This is a genomic window from Streptomyces phaeochromogenes (assembly GCF_001418655.1).
Lineage (GTDB): Bacteria > Actinomycetota > Actinomycetes > Streptomycetales > Streptomycetaceae > Streptomyces > Streptomyces phaeochromogenes.
Window position 1 is genome coordinate 1 of sequence record NZ_LIQZ01000488.1, and the last position, 14,220, is coordinate 14,220.

Consider the following 14,220-nt stretch of genomic DNA (forward strand, 5'->3'; position numbering starts at 1 on the left):
CCCCCTCCCCCGCTCCCGTCCAAGTCCGCCGCGGAGAGGGTGTGTTGACGGCGGGCGTGATCGCCGCGCTCAAGCGCTGGCAGTCCCGTACCGGCGCTGCGGCCACCGGTGAGCTGGGGCCGGGGGACGCGATCGTGCTCTCCGGTGCCGTGCGCGTCGGCGGTCTGCTGGCGGAGCCCGGTGACGCGGCCGGCGGGGACCTGCTGTCGGTCACCTCGACCGTCAGGCAGGTCACCGTCCCCCTGAAGGCGGACGCGACCGGCTCCGTCCGCAGGGGCAACAAGGTGACCGTGACCCTGCCGGACAACTCCACCGTCCGGGGACACGTCACCGCGCTGAGCAGCGACGCACAGTCCGCGGACCAGAACGCGGGCGGCGAGCCCCAGCTCACGGTGACCGTGGGCCTCGACGACCCCGACGCCGAACCCGTACGCGATGCGGACTCCGGGTCCGTCCGGGTCGGCTTCACCTCGGCCGCCAAGAAGGACGTCCTCGTGGTGCCGGTCGGCGCGCTGCTGGCCCTGAGCGAGGGCGGCTACGCCCTGCAACGGCCGGGCGGCCGACTACTGCCCGTGGAGACCGGCCTGTTCGCCAAGGGCAGGGTCGAGGTCAGCGGGCCGGAGATCTCGGAAGGGCTGCGCGTGGTGACCGCCTCATGACGCCGGTACTCAGCGTCCGCGGGGTCGGCATGGCATACGGAGGCGGGGTCAAGGCCCTGGACGACGTGTCGTTGACGATCGAAGAGGGCGAACTCCTCGCCATCGTCGGCCCGTCAGGATCCGGGAAGTCCACTCTGCTGCACATCATGGGCACCTTGGACCGGCCGACCTCCGGAACCGTGGAGATCGACGGCGAGGATGTCATGAGCCTCTCCGACCGGGAGTTGTCGGCACTGCGTGGCCGCCAACTCGGCTTCGTCTTCCAGCAGTTCCATCTCACCGACGGGCTGAGCGCCTGGGAGAACGTGGCGACCGGGCTGCTGTACGCGGGCGTCCCCCGTCGATCGCGTCGGCCGCGCGCCCTGGAGGCGCTGGCGAGGGTGGGGCTCGACCATCGCTCAGGCCATCTCCCCCAACAGCTGTCCGGTGGCGAACGGCAACGCGTGGCGATCGCCCGGGCCCTCGTCCATCAACCCATGCTGGTCCTGGCGGACGAGCCGACCGGCGCTCTCGACACCGCGAACGGCACCGCCGTCCTCGATCTGCTCAGCGCGCTCAACGACGACGGCACGACCATCGCGGTCATCACCCATGACCGCGACATCGCCTCCCTGCTGCCCCGCACGGTGGAACTCCGCGACGGGCGGATCGTCACGGACACCCGAGCCGGGGCCGTGGCCCAGCCCGTCGCAGACACCAAGAAGGCAGGGAACGCTCCCGCATGACAGGAACCGAAGTCGCGTCGGCCCGCCGCCGCACAAGACCCCGACCCGTCCGGCTCGCCCCGGTCGATCTGCTCGGTCTCGGGCTGCTGGGCATCCGTACCCGCAAGCTGCGGGCCGCCCTGTCCGCCCTGGGCATCTCCATCGGTATCGCGACACTGATCGTGGTGACCGGCATCCCGGCGTCGAGCCAGCGGGCCCTGATGGCGGAACTCTCGGCGCTGGGCACCGACATGCTGCGGGCCCAGCCGATGCCCGACCAGGATCCGCCGGTGCTGCTGCCCGAGGAGTCCCCCGCGATGGCCCGCCGCATCGGCCCGGTCACCACGGTCGGGGTGGTCGCCAACACCCATGCCGACGTGCACCGTTCGGACCGGGTCGACCCCGGTGACTTCTCCGGCATCAGCGTGCTGGCCACTCGGCCGGGGCTGCTGAAGGCCGTCAACGGCCGACTGATGTCGGGCCGGTTCCTCAGCTCGTCGACCGAGCGGCTGCCGACCGTGGTGCTGGGCTCGGTGGCAGCGTCCCGGCTCGGCATCCCCCAGGTGACCGGGAACCCGCAGATCTTCGTAGGCGGCCACTGGTTCACCGTCATCGGCATCCTGCGGCGGACGCCGCTCTCCCCCGATCTGGACCGGGCGGTGTTCGTCGACTGGCAGACCGCCCACGACACACTGAAGTTCGACGGCCACCCCACCGTGATCTACGTCAAAGCGCGGGAGTCCCAGGTCGAGGCAGTCCGGGACGTTCTCCCCGCCACGCTCAATCCACAACTGCCCGGCATGGTCCAGATCAGCAAGCCGTCCGACGCGCTGGCCGCCAAACGCGCCACCCAGTCCACGTTCTCGGCGCTGTTCCTGGGCCTGGCGGGAGTCGCTCTGCTGGTGGGCGGGATCGGGGTGGCCAACACGATGGTGGTCTCGGTGCTGGAGCGGCGCCGGGAGATCGGGCTGCGCCGTGCGCTGGGTGCGAGCCGGGGCCAGATCCGCGGCCAGTTCCTGACGGAGTCGGTGGTCCTGTCCACGCTGGGCGGACTGGCGGGCACGGTCATCGGCATCCTGGCCACGGTCGGCTACGCGTCCTGGCACGACTGGCCCCCGGTCGTCCCGGCGGCGGCTGTGCTGAGCGGGGTGGGAGGTGCCGTGGTGATCGGGGTGGTGGCCGGCGTCTACCCATCGGTCCGAGCGGCCCGGCTCACACCTACGGAGGCACTGGCCACCGTCTAGCGGCTCGTCACGTCCGTACAGACGGCTGTATGGCGGAGGCGAGGAGGGCCAGTCTGTCGGCGCTGTCGGTGCCGGGGTCCGGGTGGTAGACGACGAGCGTCTGGCCTGGCGCGCCGTCGATGCTCAGCCGCTCCCGGTTCAGCTGCAACCCGCCGACCTGGGGGTGCTCGATGTGCTTGGGCGTGGCTTCGCAGGCCTGTACGTCGTGCCGGGCCCAGAGTCGGCTGAACAGGGGGCTGGCGAGGGAGAGTTCGCCGACGAGCTCGATGAACCGGGGGTCGTCCGTGTCGGTGCCGACCGACTCGCGGAAGCCGGCGACCATGCCCCCGGCGGCGCCTTCCCAGTACGGGTAGAGCGCCTGCTCGGCCGGGTCGAGGAACAGGGACCGCAGTCGGTTGGCGCCCGCCGTGAAGCGTGGCGACAGGGCCGTCGCCAAGGTGTTGGCGGCGAGGACGTCGAAGTAGTGCCCCTCGACCAGCGCGGGGAGCTGGAGCGTGGCGACGAGTTTGGCGATGCTCGACGGGACGGTCTCCTTCCGCGGCCGGGGCCTGGTGCGATGCCGTCGGGGTCGGTCGGCGCCGAGCAGCAGGTGCGCCGTCGCGTCCTTGTCGAGCCGCAGCACGCGCGCGATGGACTCCAGGACCTGCACGGAGGGGTTGCGGTCGCGGCCCTGTTCCAGGCGCAGGTAGTAGTCGGCGCTGATACCGGCGAGCATCGCGACCTCTTCCCGCCGCAGACCCGGTACGCGCCGTACCCCCATGACGGGGATACCGACCTGTTCGGGAGTGACGAGCTCACGGCGGGCACGTACGTAGTCGCCCAGCAGGTTCGGTCCGTCGGTCATCTCTCCACTGTAATTCGCGCGGTTGTGCGCGTGCCTGGTCCTGTCACCCCCAGGATCGCGGGGGCCCTGGCTCGGTCGGAACCCGGGCGGCAGCGTGACCGGCGGCCCACTTCATCGCCTGCCCGCGGCGCGGACAAGCACAGCAAGGAGCGCAAACATGTCGACGTATCTGCTGGTACATGGTGCCTGGCACAGTGGAGAGTGCTGGCAGCGGGTGGTCCCGTTGCTGGCGTCGGCCGGGCATCGGGTGCTCGCGCCGTCGCTGACTGGCTATGGCGACAAGGCTCATCTGCTCAGCGCCGAGGTAGGGCTCGACACCCATGTCGACGACATCGTCAGGCTGATCGTCGAGGAAGACCTCACCGAAGTGGTCCTCGTCGGACACAGTTACGCCGGGCTGGTCATCTCGTCCGCGGCCAACCAGGTCCCGGACCGGATCGGGGGGTTGGTCTACCTCGATGCGATGGTGCCGGAGGACGGCGAGAGCGCGGCCGATGTCCTGCCCGTGACCCAGGCTCTGATCGACCTGGCCGTGGAGTCCGCCAGTGGCTGGCGGGTTCCGCCGCTGCCCGAACTGCCCCCGCCGTCGGGCCTGTTCGGGGTCACCGACCCGGCGGACGTCGCCTGGCTGCGGACCATGCTGTCGGACCAGCCGGTGCGCTGTCTCCAGCAACCGGTCCGGCTCGACAACCCGGCCGTGAACGCGATCCCGCGGACCCACATCCACTGCACCGTCGGCAAGCCGGACGGCTTCGACCGGCGCCCCGTCCCCGCGACACAGCCCAACGGCGCACCGGCACAGGTGTGGGAACTGGCGACGGGCCACGACTGCATGGTCACGATGCCGGTCGAGCTCGCCGAACTGCTGCTCAAGCTCGGCTGACCAACTCACCCACCCGGTCACCCGCTCACTCGGTCCGTCTCGGTGCCCCGGGAGTGGAGCATTCGCTTCACCGTGTCCGAGCGTTCCAGAAGGGTGTTGCGGACCACCGGGGCCGCCTCGTCGGACGCCTTCTGGGCCTCCTCGATGTACGTGGGGTCGATGGCGTGCGGTGGGAAGAGCTGGCCCGCGAAGACCATCGCCGGGATCATCCCGCCCCGGTGCAGGTGCGGGATCGAGTCCAGGTAGTGCTGCGTGTAGGGCGTCAACAGGGCGTCCTGGTCGGGGCGCCAGAACGCCGCCGCCACCTGGCCGACCGAGTTGACGGGCACCGCACGGTCCACCGCCAGCTTCTGCCAGACCTCTGCCTTCGCGGCGGGGTCCGGCAGGGCGGCCCGTACGGTGAGGGCGCGGACCCAGGCGTCGGGGTCCGGGTCGCGTTCCAGCAGGACGGCACTCTCCGAGGAGACGTCCCCGCCAAGTTCCGCCTCACGGACCAGCGCTCGCCAGAGCAGGTCCACATCGTCGCCGGCCTGTTCGCGGAGCCACGCCAGGTCGTCCGGTTTCGTCGCGGTGCGGGCCAGTCCGCGCAGGGCGACCTGGCGACGGCCAGGGTCCAGGGCGAGGCGCAGGCAGGCCTCCGCCACCGCTGCCGTCAGTCCGGCGCGTTCGCCTTCCGGCGCCCACAGTTCGGCGATGTTCGCGGCGAGGGTCAGACAGGGCTCGATCACGGCGTCCGACGTCTCTGCCGTGAGGACGGCGGTGATGCACCGCCCGGCTTCCGCCGCCGTGGCCTCGCCGGTGGTCAGCATGTCCCACACGGTCGCCGTGGCCACTCCTCGGGAGATGGCACTGGGGAGTTGTGCCGCCGAGCGGAAGAAGGCGTCCCTGGTCGCGGGGTCGGGACGGGTCGTGGCGAAGGTCAGGTCCTCGTCGTTGATCAGCAGAACGTCGAGGTCCGCCCCGGTCGGGAGACCGGTGACCGGAGTGCGGGTCTGCGTGACCTCGACGCGCACGAGGGCCCTGCGTTCCAGGACTTCGCCGCTCGTGTCGTTGTTCGTGTCGCCGTTCCTGCCGTTCGGGGCGTTGTTCCTGCTGTACGCGCCCACTGCCAGGACCTGCGGGCGCGGGGTGTCGGAGGCCACGAGCGTGACGGTGTCGCCGTCACGTTCCAGTGAGAAGCGGTCGGTGCCCGCCGTCGCGAGCCAGGCGGTGCGCCACGTGTCCAGGTCCCGCCCACTGGCCTCGGAGAGAGCGTCGATCAGGTCCTGGAGAGTGGCGCTGCCCCACGCGTGACGCGCGAAGTATGCGGTCATGCCGGCCCTGAAGCGCTCTTCGCCGACATACGTCATGAGCTGCTGGAGGACCGAGGCGCCCTTGGGATAGGTGATGTTGTCGAAGATCGACGCGGCCTGGGCGACGTCATGGATGGGCTGGTGGATCGGGTGCGAGACGGGACCCTGGTCGGAGAGGTACGCCCTGAGCTTGCCGCCCGCCAGGTGGCTCGCCCACGCGTCGGTGTACCGGGTCGCGCGCTCGGCGGCCCAGTGGCAGGCGAACTCCGCGAACGCCTCGTTCAGCCAGAGGTCGTCCCACCACCGCATGGTGACGATGTTGCCGAACCACATGTGCGCCATCTCGTGCAGCAGCACCTTCGCGAGCAGCTCGCTCTCGGCGGGCGTCGGCGTGGCCCGCCGCAGGAACGCGTCCGACCAGGTCACACAGCCGTAGTTCTCCATCGCCCCGCCGAACTCGGGCACGAACACCTGGTCGTACTTGCGCTGCGGGAACGGCATCGCGAAGACCTCGCCGAAAAAGGCGAGCCCCTGTCGGGTGAGGGTGAAGAGCTCGTCGGCGTCACGATCGAGAATCGGAGCGAGGGAGCGGCGGGCGTAGATGCCCAGGTCGTGGCCGTCGGCCTCGCGGCGGATCTCGTGGAAGGGGCCCGCGTTGACGACGGTGTTGTACGTCGACAGCGGCGGGGTGTCCGGGAAGGTCCAGCGGCGGGCCGACTCCAGCTCCTCGACGCGAGGGTCGCCGGAGTTGCTGGTGACGGTCCACGCGGGCGGCGCCGTGACGGTGAAGGCGTGCGGGGCCTTGAGGTCGGGTTGATCGAAGCACGCCCAGACGAAGCGGGCCTCGTCCGGTTCGAAACTCATCCACACGTAGACCTCGCCGTCCGCGGGGTCGATCGCCCTGTGTGCGCCCTGGCCCGTGGTTGTGTCGGCCTGGACGCTCTCCACCCGCAGGACGTTGTGCCCGGCAAGCGCGGGTAGGGCTATCCGGCCGTCCCCGGTGGGGGTGAGGGGTCTGCCGTTCAGGGTGGCGCTCCGCACCTCCGCCGCGCAGTCCACGAAGGTCTCCGCGCCCGGCTCGCGACAGCTGAAGGCCATGGTGGAGACACACCGGACCTCCGGGCCGTCGGCCAGGCCGGTGAGATCGATGTCCACGTCGTACCGCTCGACCTTCAACAGCGCGCCCCGGCGCTCGGCTTCGGTACGGGTCAGGCTCCGGATCTCCATGCGTCCTCCCTCGGCAGACAACGGGCGTCAGCGTACGACGGAGGACGGTTGCGGGCGCCGGGTTTTCGGCGTGCCGAACGGGCCTCGGGTTCCATGCCGCAGCCGTTGGCCGCACCCGCTCGGGGACGTCGGCGTACTCAGCTCATCAGCTCCGGCGCGAAGTAGTCACGCAGCCGGGCGATCTTCCCGTCGCGGATGCGGAAGATCTGCACCAGCGAGACAGCCACGTCCTCGCCGTCCCCGTCGAAGACCGTGTCGATCTCGGCGATGAAGACATCGGGGCTGGCGGTGGTGTGCAGCACGTACCCGGACTTCTCGAAGTTCGGCGAGCGGCCGTCCTTCACCGGCTGCTCGTAGTACGCCGCCATGGCGCTCCGGATCTCCTCACGCCCCACCAAACGCCTGGGGAAGGCGGCGTCGGCAGGCATGAGCGGTGCCTCGAAGACGCCGTCCTCGGTGAAGCTCTCGGCCAGGGAATCGGCATTGCGGCTCACGGTTCCGGCGTAGATGTAACTCTCGAAGATCTCCTGGGGCGTTCTGGACACGGGAACCTCCCTGGTCGCGGACACAAAGGACCACATCACCACAGCGACGCACGCGGGATCGTGGTTTCCGCGAACGTTCACCTTTCGTCCGATGGGCCAACGAGCAGCCTGGGAGGGCTGTTGCCTGCGCGCCGCCGGATGGCCGACCGGTCCGATCAGAGTCTTCCGGCGCGGTTGAGTGCGTCTTCGGCCTGCGCTGCCAGGGTGACGACGAGATCAGCCGCGGATGGCAGGTCGGTGATGAGGTCGACCGCCTCGCCGGCCCACATCGGCAGCGAGGGGATCTCCCCCTGCGCCACGTCCTGTTGGTAGTCCTGCCTGGCCCTGGGGTCCGCGGCGAGTTCGGCTTCCCTGCCCCGCCACAGGTCGAGGTAGCGGTGGCCCAGGGTCCGAGCGGTGTACTTCGACGGCCACCGGGAGCCTCGGGCGATGTCGAGCACCCGGTTGCGCTCGGTGTCCTCGCCATGTCCCTCGACGATCGCCTTGGCGGTCGAGGGATCCACGAGGGCCTCGGTCGTGGCTTGGAAGCGTGTGCCTACGAGCGCTCCCGCGGCGCCCAGCGCCAGGGCCGCCGCCACCCCGCGGCCGTCGGCGATCCCGCCGGCCGCCAGTACTGGCACGGGTGCCGCAAGATCCACCACGACCGGCACGAACGGCAAGGTGGAGCGCCCTTGTCGGGCCCCATGCCCACCGCTCTCGGTGCCCTGCGCCACGATGACATCGGCGCCCAGGTCAACCGCTTGTCTGGCCTCTTCCAGGTCGGTCACCTGGATGATCAGCACCGTGCCCGACGCGCGGATGCGCTCAGCGAACGGGCTCGGGTCCCCGAAGGACAACATCACTGCCCTGGGCCGGTGTTCCAACGCCCGTTCGATCGCGTCGGCGTCGATCTGCCAGGTCAGGAACCCGATGCCCCACGGCTTCCCGCCGGCCTCCGCGATGAGCGGCAGCTCGCGGGCCAGCCACTCCGGGTCCCCGTTCGCTGAGCCCAGCGTCCCGAGCCCGCCGCCACGAGACACGGCCGCCGCCAGCGCACCACCGGCCGATCCGCCCATCGGCGCCAGCGCGATCGGGTGCTGCACACCGAGCAACTCCGTGAACCGCGTCGACAGCCCCATAACCGCTTCCATCCCCTTCAACCCGCTCCCGCGAACGTCACCTTCTGCGGGGTGAGCGGAGCGGATATGACTGGCCCCGCCGCGCACCCGGTCGTTAGCCTCGGCCCCCATGAACCAGCGGCAGCGGAAGAAGCTCTCCCGTCAACTCTTCGCAGCGATTCTGGCGGGTGAAACCGCCCGCGTGCAGGCAGCGCTGCGGTCCGGAGCCGACCCGCAGCAAGGAGACAGTGAGGGCACCACCCCTCTGTACGTGGCATCCGTGAACGGAGAAGCAGACATCGCCCGCCTGCTCCTGGTCGCCGGAGCCTCCCCCGACGCCGAGAGCAGCGGAGTCGGCTCGGACGGCACGCCGTTGTGCGCAGCCTCATGTTGGGGGCACACCGACACAGTGCGCGAACTGTTGGCGCACGGCGCCGATCCGAACCTGCATGAAGATCACGGCACAGGCCGCTCCCCTCTGCACTGGGCGAACATCGGCCCTCACCCCGAGACAGCCGAACTCCTCAGGAAAGCCGGAGCGGCAGACACATAGCACCGCCGCCCACGGACCAACTCGGCTCGGTGCACCTGCCGCCCGGCCCCGTTACCGTCACGGCATGCAGCTTTCCCGCGACGATGGTGGCCGCGGAACCCGGCCGCCGTTTCGCCTTCCGGTGGCTGCCGGAGCCGGGCGACCTTGTCGAGATCACCCTCATGCCGGAAGGCGCCGGCACGCGGGTCCTGAGGTGAGGGCCACCGCCGACCGTCCAGCCAGCCGGCCAGGGACGGTGCAGGCGAGGTGGGCGGCAACGGCTCAGTCCGTCACGGCTGTCATGGCGATGGACACCAGGATGCCTGGCCGGTCGACGCCGAGCTTGCTGACGCAACGCGGCGGTCGCACGTCTGGGAAGAACTCGTCGAAGACCTCGACGACGCCGTCGGCGTCTTCGGGTCGCATGAGCAGGGTGTGGACCATCACCGCGTCACTCAGCTCGGCGCCACCGGCACGCAGGATCGCTTGGCAGTTGAGCAGCGACCGGCGGGTCTGCTCCTGGATCGTGGAGCCTGCGAGCTCACCGGTCGTCACATCGACGCCGACCGTTCCAGCAACGTAGATCGTGTTGCCGACCTTGACCGCCTGGCTGTAGGTGGGAAACTCCGGCGCGTCGGGGGTGGAGATGACTTCTCGGGGCATCGATTGGGCTCCTGTCAGGAAGGTTCCTGCTCAACTTGGCCGTCACCTCGGCCACCAGCCGGTCGAAGGTCTGCCATCGCAGCCTCGTCCCACAGAGCGCTTCGATGCTCCCACCGCAAGCCTTCCGGTGTTGCCAGAACTCAGCTTGTCCCTTGAGACACCGTTACGTGGGTGGCGGCGCGGGTCAGTTCGGGGCGGCTGAGGACGTCGGTGCTGTCGATGAACTGGTCGACGGTGCCGATCGTCGGCAGGGAATCGATGGCCGGGTCCGTGATGCGGGCAACCAGCGCCTCGGTGAAACGTTCGGCGTACAGCACTTGGAATGGTCTGCTGTGGTAGGGCCGTGTGGCGGGGTCGACGGGTTCGGTGAGGCCGAGCTGGTTGTGCATGACCGCGATCGCCTCGTAGGCGTGGGTCAGGTGGTGCTCGCGGGTGTGCCAGTCGGTGGCGGCGAGGGCCGCGGTGAGGACCGGCGTGAGGGCGGACGCCTGGGGAACGCGGGCGAAGGCGCTGCCGAGCCACTTGCTGTAAGGCGGATAACGGCGGTCCATGAGCAGGCAGAGCCGCATCACATCGCGCACCAGGCGGCCTGCGACGACAGCGGAGCCGAGCTCGTCGCCCACTTCGCCGCAACGGCCGACGAAGGCTTCCTCCTGGGAGATGCGCTGCCACTGGCAGGCGAGCAGGTAGAGCCAGAGATCGTGTGGGTACCAGTCGAGGGCCGCGCGCGCCGACGCGAGCTCACCGAGTCCGTCGAGGAAGACGGCACCGCCGGTGACCTCGGCGAGCAGCTGGGCGGGCGTGGCCAGCCAGTCCGCCGGTGTGACGCCCCTGCGCGGGTCGAAGCCCAGTTGGGCGGTGAACCAGGCGCCCAGGTCCGTGACTTCGACCCGGTGGTGGACCGGCCCGTCGGTCCTCTCCATGACCCGAATGCCCGCTTCACCGGCCGAGGCGAAGTGCGTCGGGTAGCCGCGGAATGTCTTGGGCAGGCGTTCGGAGAGCAGTTCCGTGATCGTCGCGCCATGACGGGTGACGTCCTGCGGGTCCAAGAACAGCTGCAGACGCGGGCCCCACTCGTGGTCGGCGGAGCGGGCGGTGTCGAATCCGAGGACTTCCGAGCCGCTGCCCAGGCGAGCGGCGGAGTGCGCAATTCCGGGGATGGCCTCGTCCAGCAGGGGCCGTACGGCTTCGAAGTAGAAGTGGCGGGAGAGTTCCAGTCCGGGGACGAAGGACGGCGTGGTCATGCCGTGGAGCGTGCCGGATCGGCATGCGGTCGGTCGAAGGCTTTTACACGTCCAGCGAGTGCGGGGGTGATTGCGCGTACGGCATGGAGTTTGTAGAACCGCCCCACCACCAACCGCGAGACAGCCGCTCCCGATCACGCTGGAGGGGAGAGCTGTTCGCGCACCCATGCGGGGTCGGGGTTGACGTACGGTCGGCCCGCCACGACGAGAGTCGGCACGGTCTCATTGCCATCGTTGGCCGCCCGCACCACCGCTGCTCCATCCGCGTCACGCCAGATGTCGACCCAGTGCAACCGGCGGGCGCTGCGGCCCAACCGTATGCGCAGTCGCAGGCAGTACACGCAGCCCGGCCGCCAGAAGACGACCGGCCGGCCGTCGACCGCGCTGCGGCGTTGGGCCTCCAGGGCGCCGATCGACCTCGGGAAGATCAGCGGCGAGTTCACGCCTGCGAGCAGCAGAAACACCAGCAGGAGCGCTACGGCAGCGCCGGTGCTTCCCCTGAGGAGCAGCCCGGCAGCAACGAATGAGCCGCTGAGCACGAGCAACATCGGCAGGATCCAAGCGCGCATCATGATGGCCCAGGCTATCGAGCCGGAACGGAGCTGTTCCCGGGCATCCGCCACTTTTCCGTATTGGCGGCGCGTCGGGCACGCCGCGCCGGTGCCCAGCGGATCACGGGATTACCGTCGGCGGCATGGATGGTGATCGCCGAGGGTGGCGCCAGTGTTTGCTCAGCGGGGCGGTGTTCGCCGTGTGCATGGCCGGCACCACGCTGCCGACCCCGCTCTACCCCCTCTATCAGGAGAAGTTCGGGTTCTCCGAGCTGACGGTGACCGTGGTGTACGCCGTGTACGCCTTCGGGGTCATCGCTGTGCTGCTGCTGACGGGCAACGTCTCGGATGCCGTGGGCAGGCGGCCGGTGCTGCTGTGGGGCCTGGGGTTCGCGGCGGCCAGTGCCGTCTGCTTCCTGTGTGCCACCGGACTGGGCTGGCTGTATGTGGGGCGGTTGTTCTCTGGACTGTCCGCCGGTCTCTTCACCGGGGCCGCCACGGTGTACGTGATGGAGCTGGCACCGGACGGCGGTGCGTCCCGGGCCACGTTCGTGGCGACCGCCGCCAACATGGGCGGGCTGGGCTGCGGTCCGCTGCTCGCCGGAGTCCTCGCCCAGTACGCCGCCTGGCCGCTGTACCTGCCGTTCGTCGTACACCTCGCGCTGGCGGCCGGTTCGGCCGCCGTCCTGCTGTGGTGGCTGCCGGAGACCGTACGCGAACGGCGACCGCTGAGCACGGTACGGCCGCAGCGGCCCGGTGTGCCCCCGCAGGTGCGGAAGGCGTTCGTGCCCGCGGCGATCGCCTCGTTCGTGGGGTTCGCGCTGTTCGGGGTGTTCACGTCGGTCAGCCCGGCGTTCCTGGCGGAGTCCCTGGACGTGGACAACCACGCCGTGAGCGGGCTCGTCGTCGCGCTCGCCTTCTTCTCGTCGACCGCAGGTCAACTGGCGGTCGGCCGGGTCGGGTTGGCACGGTCACTGCCGCTGGGCTGTGCCGGGCTCCTCGCCGGACTGGCGCTGCTCGCGGGCGCACTGCACTGGGACCTGCTCTCGTTGGTGGTGCTGAGCGCGATCGTCGGCGGGGTCGGGCAGGGTCTGGCGTTTCGCGGGGCGCTGTCCGCGGTGGCCCAGGCCTCTCCCGCGGACCGCCGTGCGTCAGTGATCTCGACGCTGTTCGTGGTGGCCTACGCGGGCATCTCGGTTCCGGTGATCGGTGTGGGAGTACTGACCGGTCCGATCGGCCTGGAGGGCGCGGGGCTGGTGTTCATCGCCTGCATGGCCGTCCTGGTCTCGACCGCGGGCCTCTACTTGCTCCGGCGACCGATACGAACGAAGACGTGAGGTGTGGGCTCCCCCTGGGGTGCTGCGGGCAACGTCAGTTGTCGGCGTGGGAGTGGGAGGCGAACTGGTCGTACACGCCCTGCAGAGCGTTGTCGCCGAACATCAGCTCCAGGCTCGCGGCGGAGTCGGTGGCGGACTCCTCGCTGCGAGGGAAGAGTTCCTGTTCGTAGGTGGTGAGGGCGGACTCGGTGTCGCCCGGGTGGTCGGCGATTGCCCGGCCGAGCTGGGCGCCGTCGAGCATGGCCAGGTTGGCTCCCTCGCCCGCGAAGGGGGACATCAGGTGCGCTGCGTCGCCGAGGAGGGTGACGCCGACGTGGTGGTCCCAGCGGTGGCCGACAGGCAGGGCGTGGATACGGCGAGGTACCGCGGGGCCGTCGGCGTCGGCGACCAGCGCGCGCAGGTCTTCGTGCCAGCCGTCGAAGTGGGCGAGGACTTGCTTCTTCGCGGCCTCCGTGTCGGTGAAGTCGATGGTGTCGAGCCAGTCCTCGGCTGCCTTGACCGCGGTGTAGACGTGGATGCTGCCGTCGGACTCGTTGTGGACGAGGAAGCCCTTGTGGTCGCCGAGGCAGATGAAGAATCCGTCTCCGACCAGCGCGGCGGCGGCCGGGTGGCGGGAGGCGGCCTCCAGCAGGTCGGTCTCGACGAAGGAGATGCCCGTGTAGGCGGGGAGGGCATCGGAGACAAGGGGGCGGATGCGTGACCAGGCGCCGTCCGCACCGATGAGCAGGTCGGTGGTGATCGCCGTGCCGTCCGCGAAGGTCACCTCGTGACGGCCGCGGTCCAGCTCCCGGGCGCCGGTCGCCCGCTTTCCCCAGTGAATGGTGCCCGCCGGAAGCGAGTCCAGCAGCAGGTCGCGGAGCTGTCCGCGGTCCACTTCGGGACGGTCGCCGTTGCCGTCGTCCTCCTCGGCCAGGCGCACCGTGCCCTGTGGGTCGACGAGACGCATCGCCTGGCCGCCGGGATGGATCAGCTTGCGGAACTCGTCGTACAGGCCCGCGGCGCGCAGCGCGTCCTGGCCGGAGTTCTCGTGGATGTCGAGCATGCCTCCCTGAGTACGGACCTCGGGTGAAGCCTCCAGGTCGAAGACGGTCGCCTCGATGCCGCGGACGTGCAGCACCCGGGCCAGGGTGAGGCCGCCGAGGCCGGCTCCGATGATCGCGATGGGGTGGTGTCGGGTGGGCTGGGTGGAAGTGCTGTCGGTCATGGCTGCTCCTTGCACTGGTCGAGGCGGTGGGGAGGGTTCAGCTGTCGGTGCGGTCGGTGTCCTGCGCCGGAGTGGGGGCGGGGGCGGGAGTCGAGGCGTGGGTGATGCCGTTGATCAGTACCTGAAGAGACCAGGTACATGAGGTCCCCCGGCGGGCCGGCCAGGAGGCTTGACGCCAGTGCGGGGACATGGGG

14 protein-coding genes are annotated in these 14,220 nt (G+C 70.1%); 6 read left to right on the forward strand and 8 right to left on the reverse strand.

Annotated elements, in window-relative coordinates:
• The 3 genes from AOK17_RS43530 to AOK17_RS43540 form a co-directional block, all read left to right on the forward strand.
• Positions 1-659: efflux RND transporter periplasmic adaptor subunit (locus tag AOK17_RS43530; protein ID WP_483855189.1), on the forward strand; the 659-nt coding region annotated here is incomplete at its 5' end.
• On the forward strand, positions 656-1,384 hold the full coding sequence (locus AOK17_RS43535) for an ABC transporter ATP-binding protein (protein ID WP_055618180.1): 729 nt from the start codon (positions 656-658) through the stop codon (positions 1,382-1,384). The genes AOK17_RS43530 and AOK17_RS43535, both read left to right, overlap by 4 nt.
• A complete protein-coding gene (locus AOK17_RS43540; protein ID WP_055618181.1) occupies positions 1,381-2,607 on the forward strand; it encodes an ABC transporter permease in 1,227 nt (408 codons plus the stop codon). The genes AOK17_RS43535 and AOK17_RS43540 overlap by 4 nt, the downstream gene beginning before the upstream one ends.
• Before the next feature lie 7 nt (positions 2,608-2,614).
• Here the strand turns inward: AOK17_RS43540 and AOK17_RS43545 are convergent, their stop codons facing one another.
• Entirely contained in the window at positions 2,615-3,451 is an 837-nt protein-coding gene (locus AOK17_RS43545) for a helix-turn-helix domain-containing protein (protein ID WP_055618182.1), read from the reverse strand.
• Between the two features lie 157 nt (positions 3,452-3,608).
• Here AOK17_RS43545 and AOK17_RS43550 point away from each other — a divergent pair, with 157 nt between their 5' ends.
• Complete coding sequence (locus AOK17_RS43550; RefSeq protein ID WP_055618183.1) at positions 3,609-4,334, forward strand: alpha/beta fold hydrolase; 726 nt, start codon at positions 3,609-3,611, stop codon at positions 4,332-4,334.
• A 17-nt stretch (positions 4,335-4,351) separates the two neighbouring features.
• On the opposite strand, the gene pepN is transcribed toward AOK17_RS43550, so the two are convergent.
• The 3 genes from pepN to AOK17_RS43565 all read right to left on the reverse strand — a co-directional run bounded on the left by pepN (position 4,352) and on the right by AOK17_RS43565 (position 8,516).
• Positions 4,352-6,853, reverse strand: a complete 2,502-nt coding sequence (pepN, locus tag AOK17_RS43555; RefSeq protein ID WP_055618184.1) for an aminopeptidase N — start codon at positions 6,851-6,853, stop codon at positions 4,352-4,354.
• 137 nt (positions 6,854-6,990) lie between these two features.
• Positions 6,991-7,398 carry a nuclear transport factor 2 family protein gene (locus tag AOK17_RS43560; RefSeq protein WP_107102657.1) on the reverse strand — a complete coding sequence of 136 codons (408 nt, stop codon included), beginning with the start codon at positions 7,396-7,398 and terminating at the stop codon, positions 6,991-6,993.
• Positions 7,399-7,553: 155 nt separating this feature from the next.
• Complete coding sequence (locus AOK17_RS43565) at positions 7,554-8,516, reverse strand: NAD(P)H-dependent flavin oxidoreductase (protein WP_055618186.1); 963 nt, start codon at positions 8,514-8,516, stop codon at positions 7,554-7,556.
• A 109-nt stretch (positions 8,517-8,625) separates the two neighbouring features.
• Here AOK17_RS43565 and AOK17_RS43570 point away from each other — a divergent pair, with 109 nt between their 5' ends.
• A complete protein-coding gene (locus tag AOK17_RS43570) occupies positions 8,626-9,048 on the forward strand; it encodes an ankyrin repeat domain-containing protein (protein WP_055618187.1) in 423 nt (140 codons plus the stop codon).
• A 261-nt stretch (positions 9,049-9,309) separates the two neighbouring features.
• Here AOK17_RS43570 and AOK17_RS43575 read toward each other — a convergent pair whose 3' ends face one another.
• The 3 genes from AOK17_RS43575 to AOK17_RS43585 all read right to left on the reverse strand — a co-directional run bounded on the left by AOK17_RS43575 (position 9,310) and on the right by AOK17_RS43585 (position 11,506).
• Positions 9,310-9,690: a RidA family protein gene (locus AOK17_RS43575; protein ID WP_055618188.1), complete on the reverse strand. Its 381-nt coding sequence runs from the start codon at positions 9,688-9,690 to the stop codon at positions 9,310-9,312.
• A 140-nt stretch (positions 9,691-9,830) separates the two neighbouring features.
• The gene (locus AOK17_RS43580; RefSeq protein ID WP_055618189.1) at positions 9,831-10,934 is read right to left on the reverse strand and encodes a DUF4037 domain-containing protein; all 1,104 of its coding nucleotides are present in this window, start codon (positions 10,932-10,934) and stop codon (positions 9,831-9,833) included.
• 134 nt (positions 10,935-11,068) lie between these two features.
• On the reverse strand, positions 11,069-11,506 hold the full coding sequence (locus tag AOK17_RS43585; protein ID WP_055618192.1) for a glutaredoxin domain-containing protein: 438 nt from the start codon (positions 11,504-11,506) through the stop codon (positions 11,069-11,071).
• A 122-nt stretch (positions 11,507-11,628) separates the two neighbouring features.
• On the opposite strand from AOK17_RS43585, the gene AOK17_RS43590 reads away from it, so the two are divergent.
• Complete coding sequence (locus tag AOK17_RS43590) at positions 11,629-12,822, forward strand: MFS transporter (RefSeq protein WP_055618190.1); 1,194 nt, start codon at positions 11,629-11,631, stop codon at positions 12,820-12,822.
• 34 nt (positions 12,823-12,856) lie between these two features.
• On the opposite strand, the gene AOK17_RS43595 is transcribed toward AOK17_RS43590, so the two are convergent.
• Positions 12,857-14,026, reverse strand: coding sequence for an FAD-dependent oxidoreductase (locus tag AOK17_RS43595; RefSeq protein ID WP_055618191.1), 1,170 nt, complete (start codon positions 14,024-14,026; stop codon positions 12,857-12,859).
• Between the last annotated feature and the right edge of the window lie 194 nt (positions 14,027-14,220).

Coding starts and splice junctions, on each gene's coding strand:
- AOK17_RS43535 (WP_055618180.1), top strand. CDS start 656: ATGACGCCGGTACTCAGCGTCCGCGGGGTCGGCATGGCATACGGAGGC.
- AOK17_RS43540 (WP_055618181.1), top strand. CDS start 1,381: ATGACAGGAACCGAAGTCGCGTCGGCCCGCCGCCGCACAAGACCCCGA.
- AOK17_RS43545 (WP_055618182.1), bottom strand. CDS start 3,451: ATGACCGACGGACCGAACCTGCTGGGCGACTACGTACGTGCCCGCCGT.
- AOK17_RS43550 (WP_055618183.1), top strand. CDS start 3,609: ATGTCGACGTATCTGCTGGTACATGGTGCCTGGCACAGTGGAGAGTGC.
- pepN (WP_055618184.1), bottom strand. CDS start 6,853: ATGGAGATCCGGAGCCTGACCCGTACCGAAGCCGAGCGCCGGGGCGCG.
- AOK17_RS43565 (WP_055618186.1), bottom strand. CDS start 8,516: ATGGGGCTGTCGACGCGGTTCACGGAGTTGCTCGGTGTGCAGCACCCG.
- AOK17_RS43570 (WP_055618187.1), top strand. CDS start 8,626: ATGAACCAGCGGCAGCGGAAGAAGCTCTCCCGTCAACTCTTCGCAGCG.
- AOK17_RS43575 (WP_055618188.1), bottom strand. CDS start 9,690: ATGCCCCGAGAAGTCATCTCCACCCCCGACGCGCCGGAGTTTCCCACC.
- AOK17_RS43580 (WP_055618189.1), bottom strand. CDS start 10,934: ATGACCACGCCGTCCTTCGTCCCCGGACTGGAACTCTCCCGCCACTTC.
- AOK17_RS43585 (WP_055618192.1), bottom strand. CDS start 11,506: ATGATGCGCGCTTGGATCCTGCCGATGTTGCTCGTGCTCAGCGGCTCA.
- AOK17_RS43590 (WP_055618190.1), top strand. CDS start 11,629: ATGGATGGTGATCGCCGAGGGTGGCGCCAGTGTTTGCTCAGCGGGGCG.
- AOK17_RS43595 (WP_055618191.1), bottom strand. CDS start 14,026: ATGACCGACAGCACTTCCACCCAGCCCACCCGACACCACCCCATCGCG.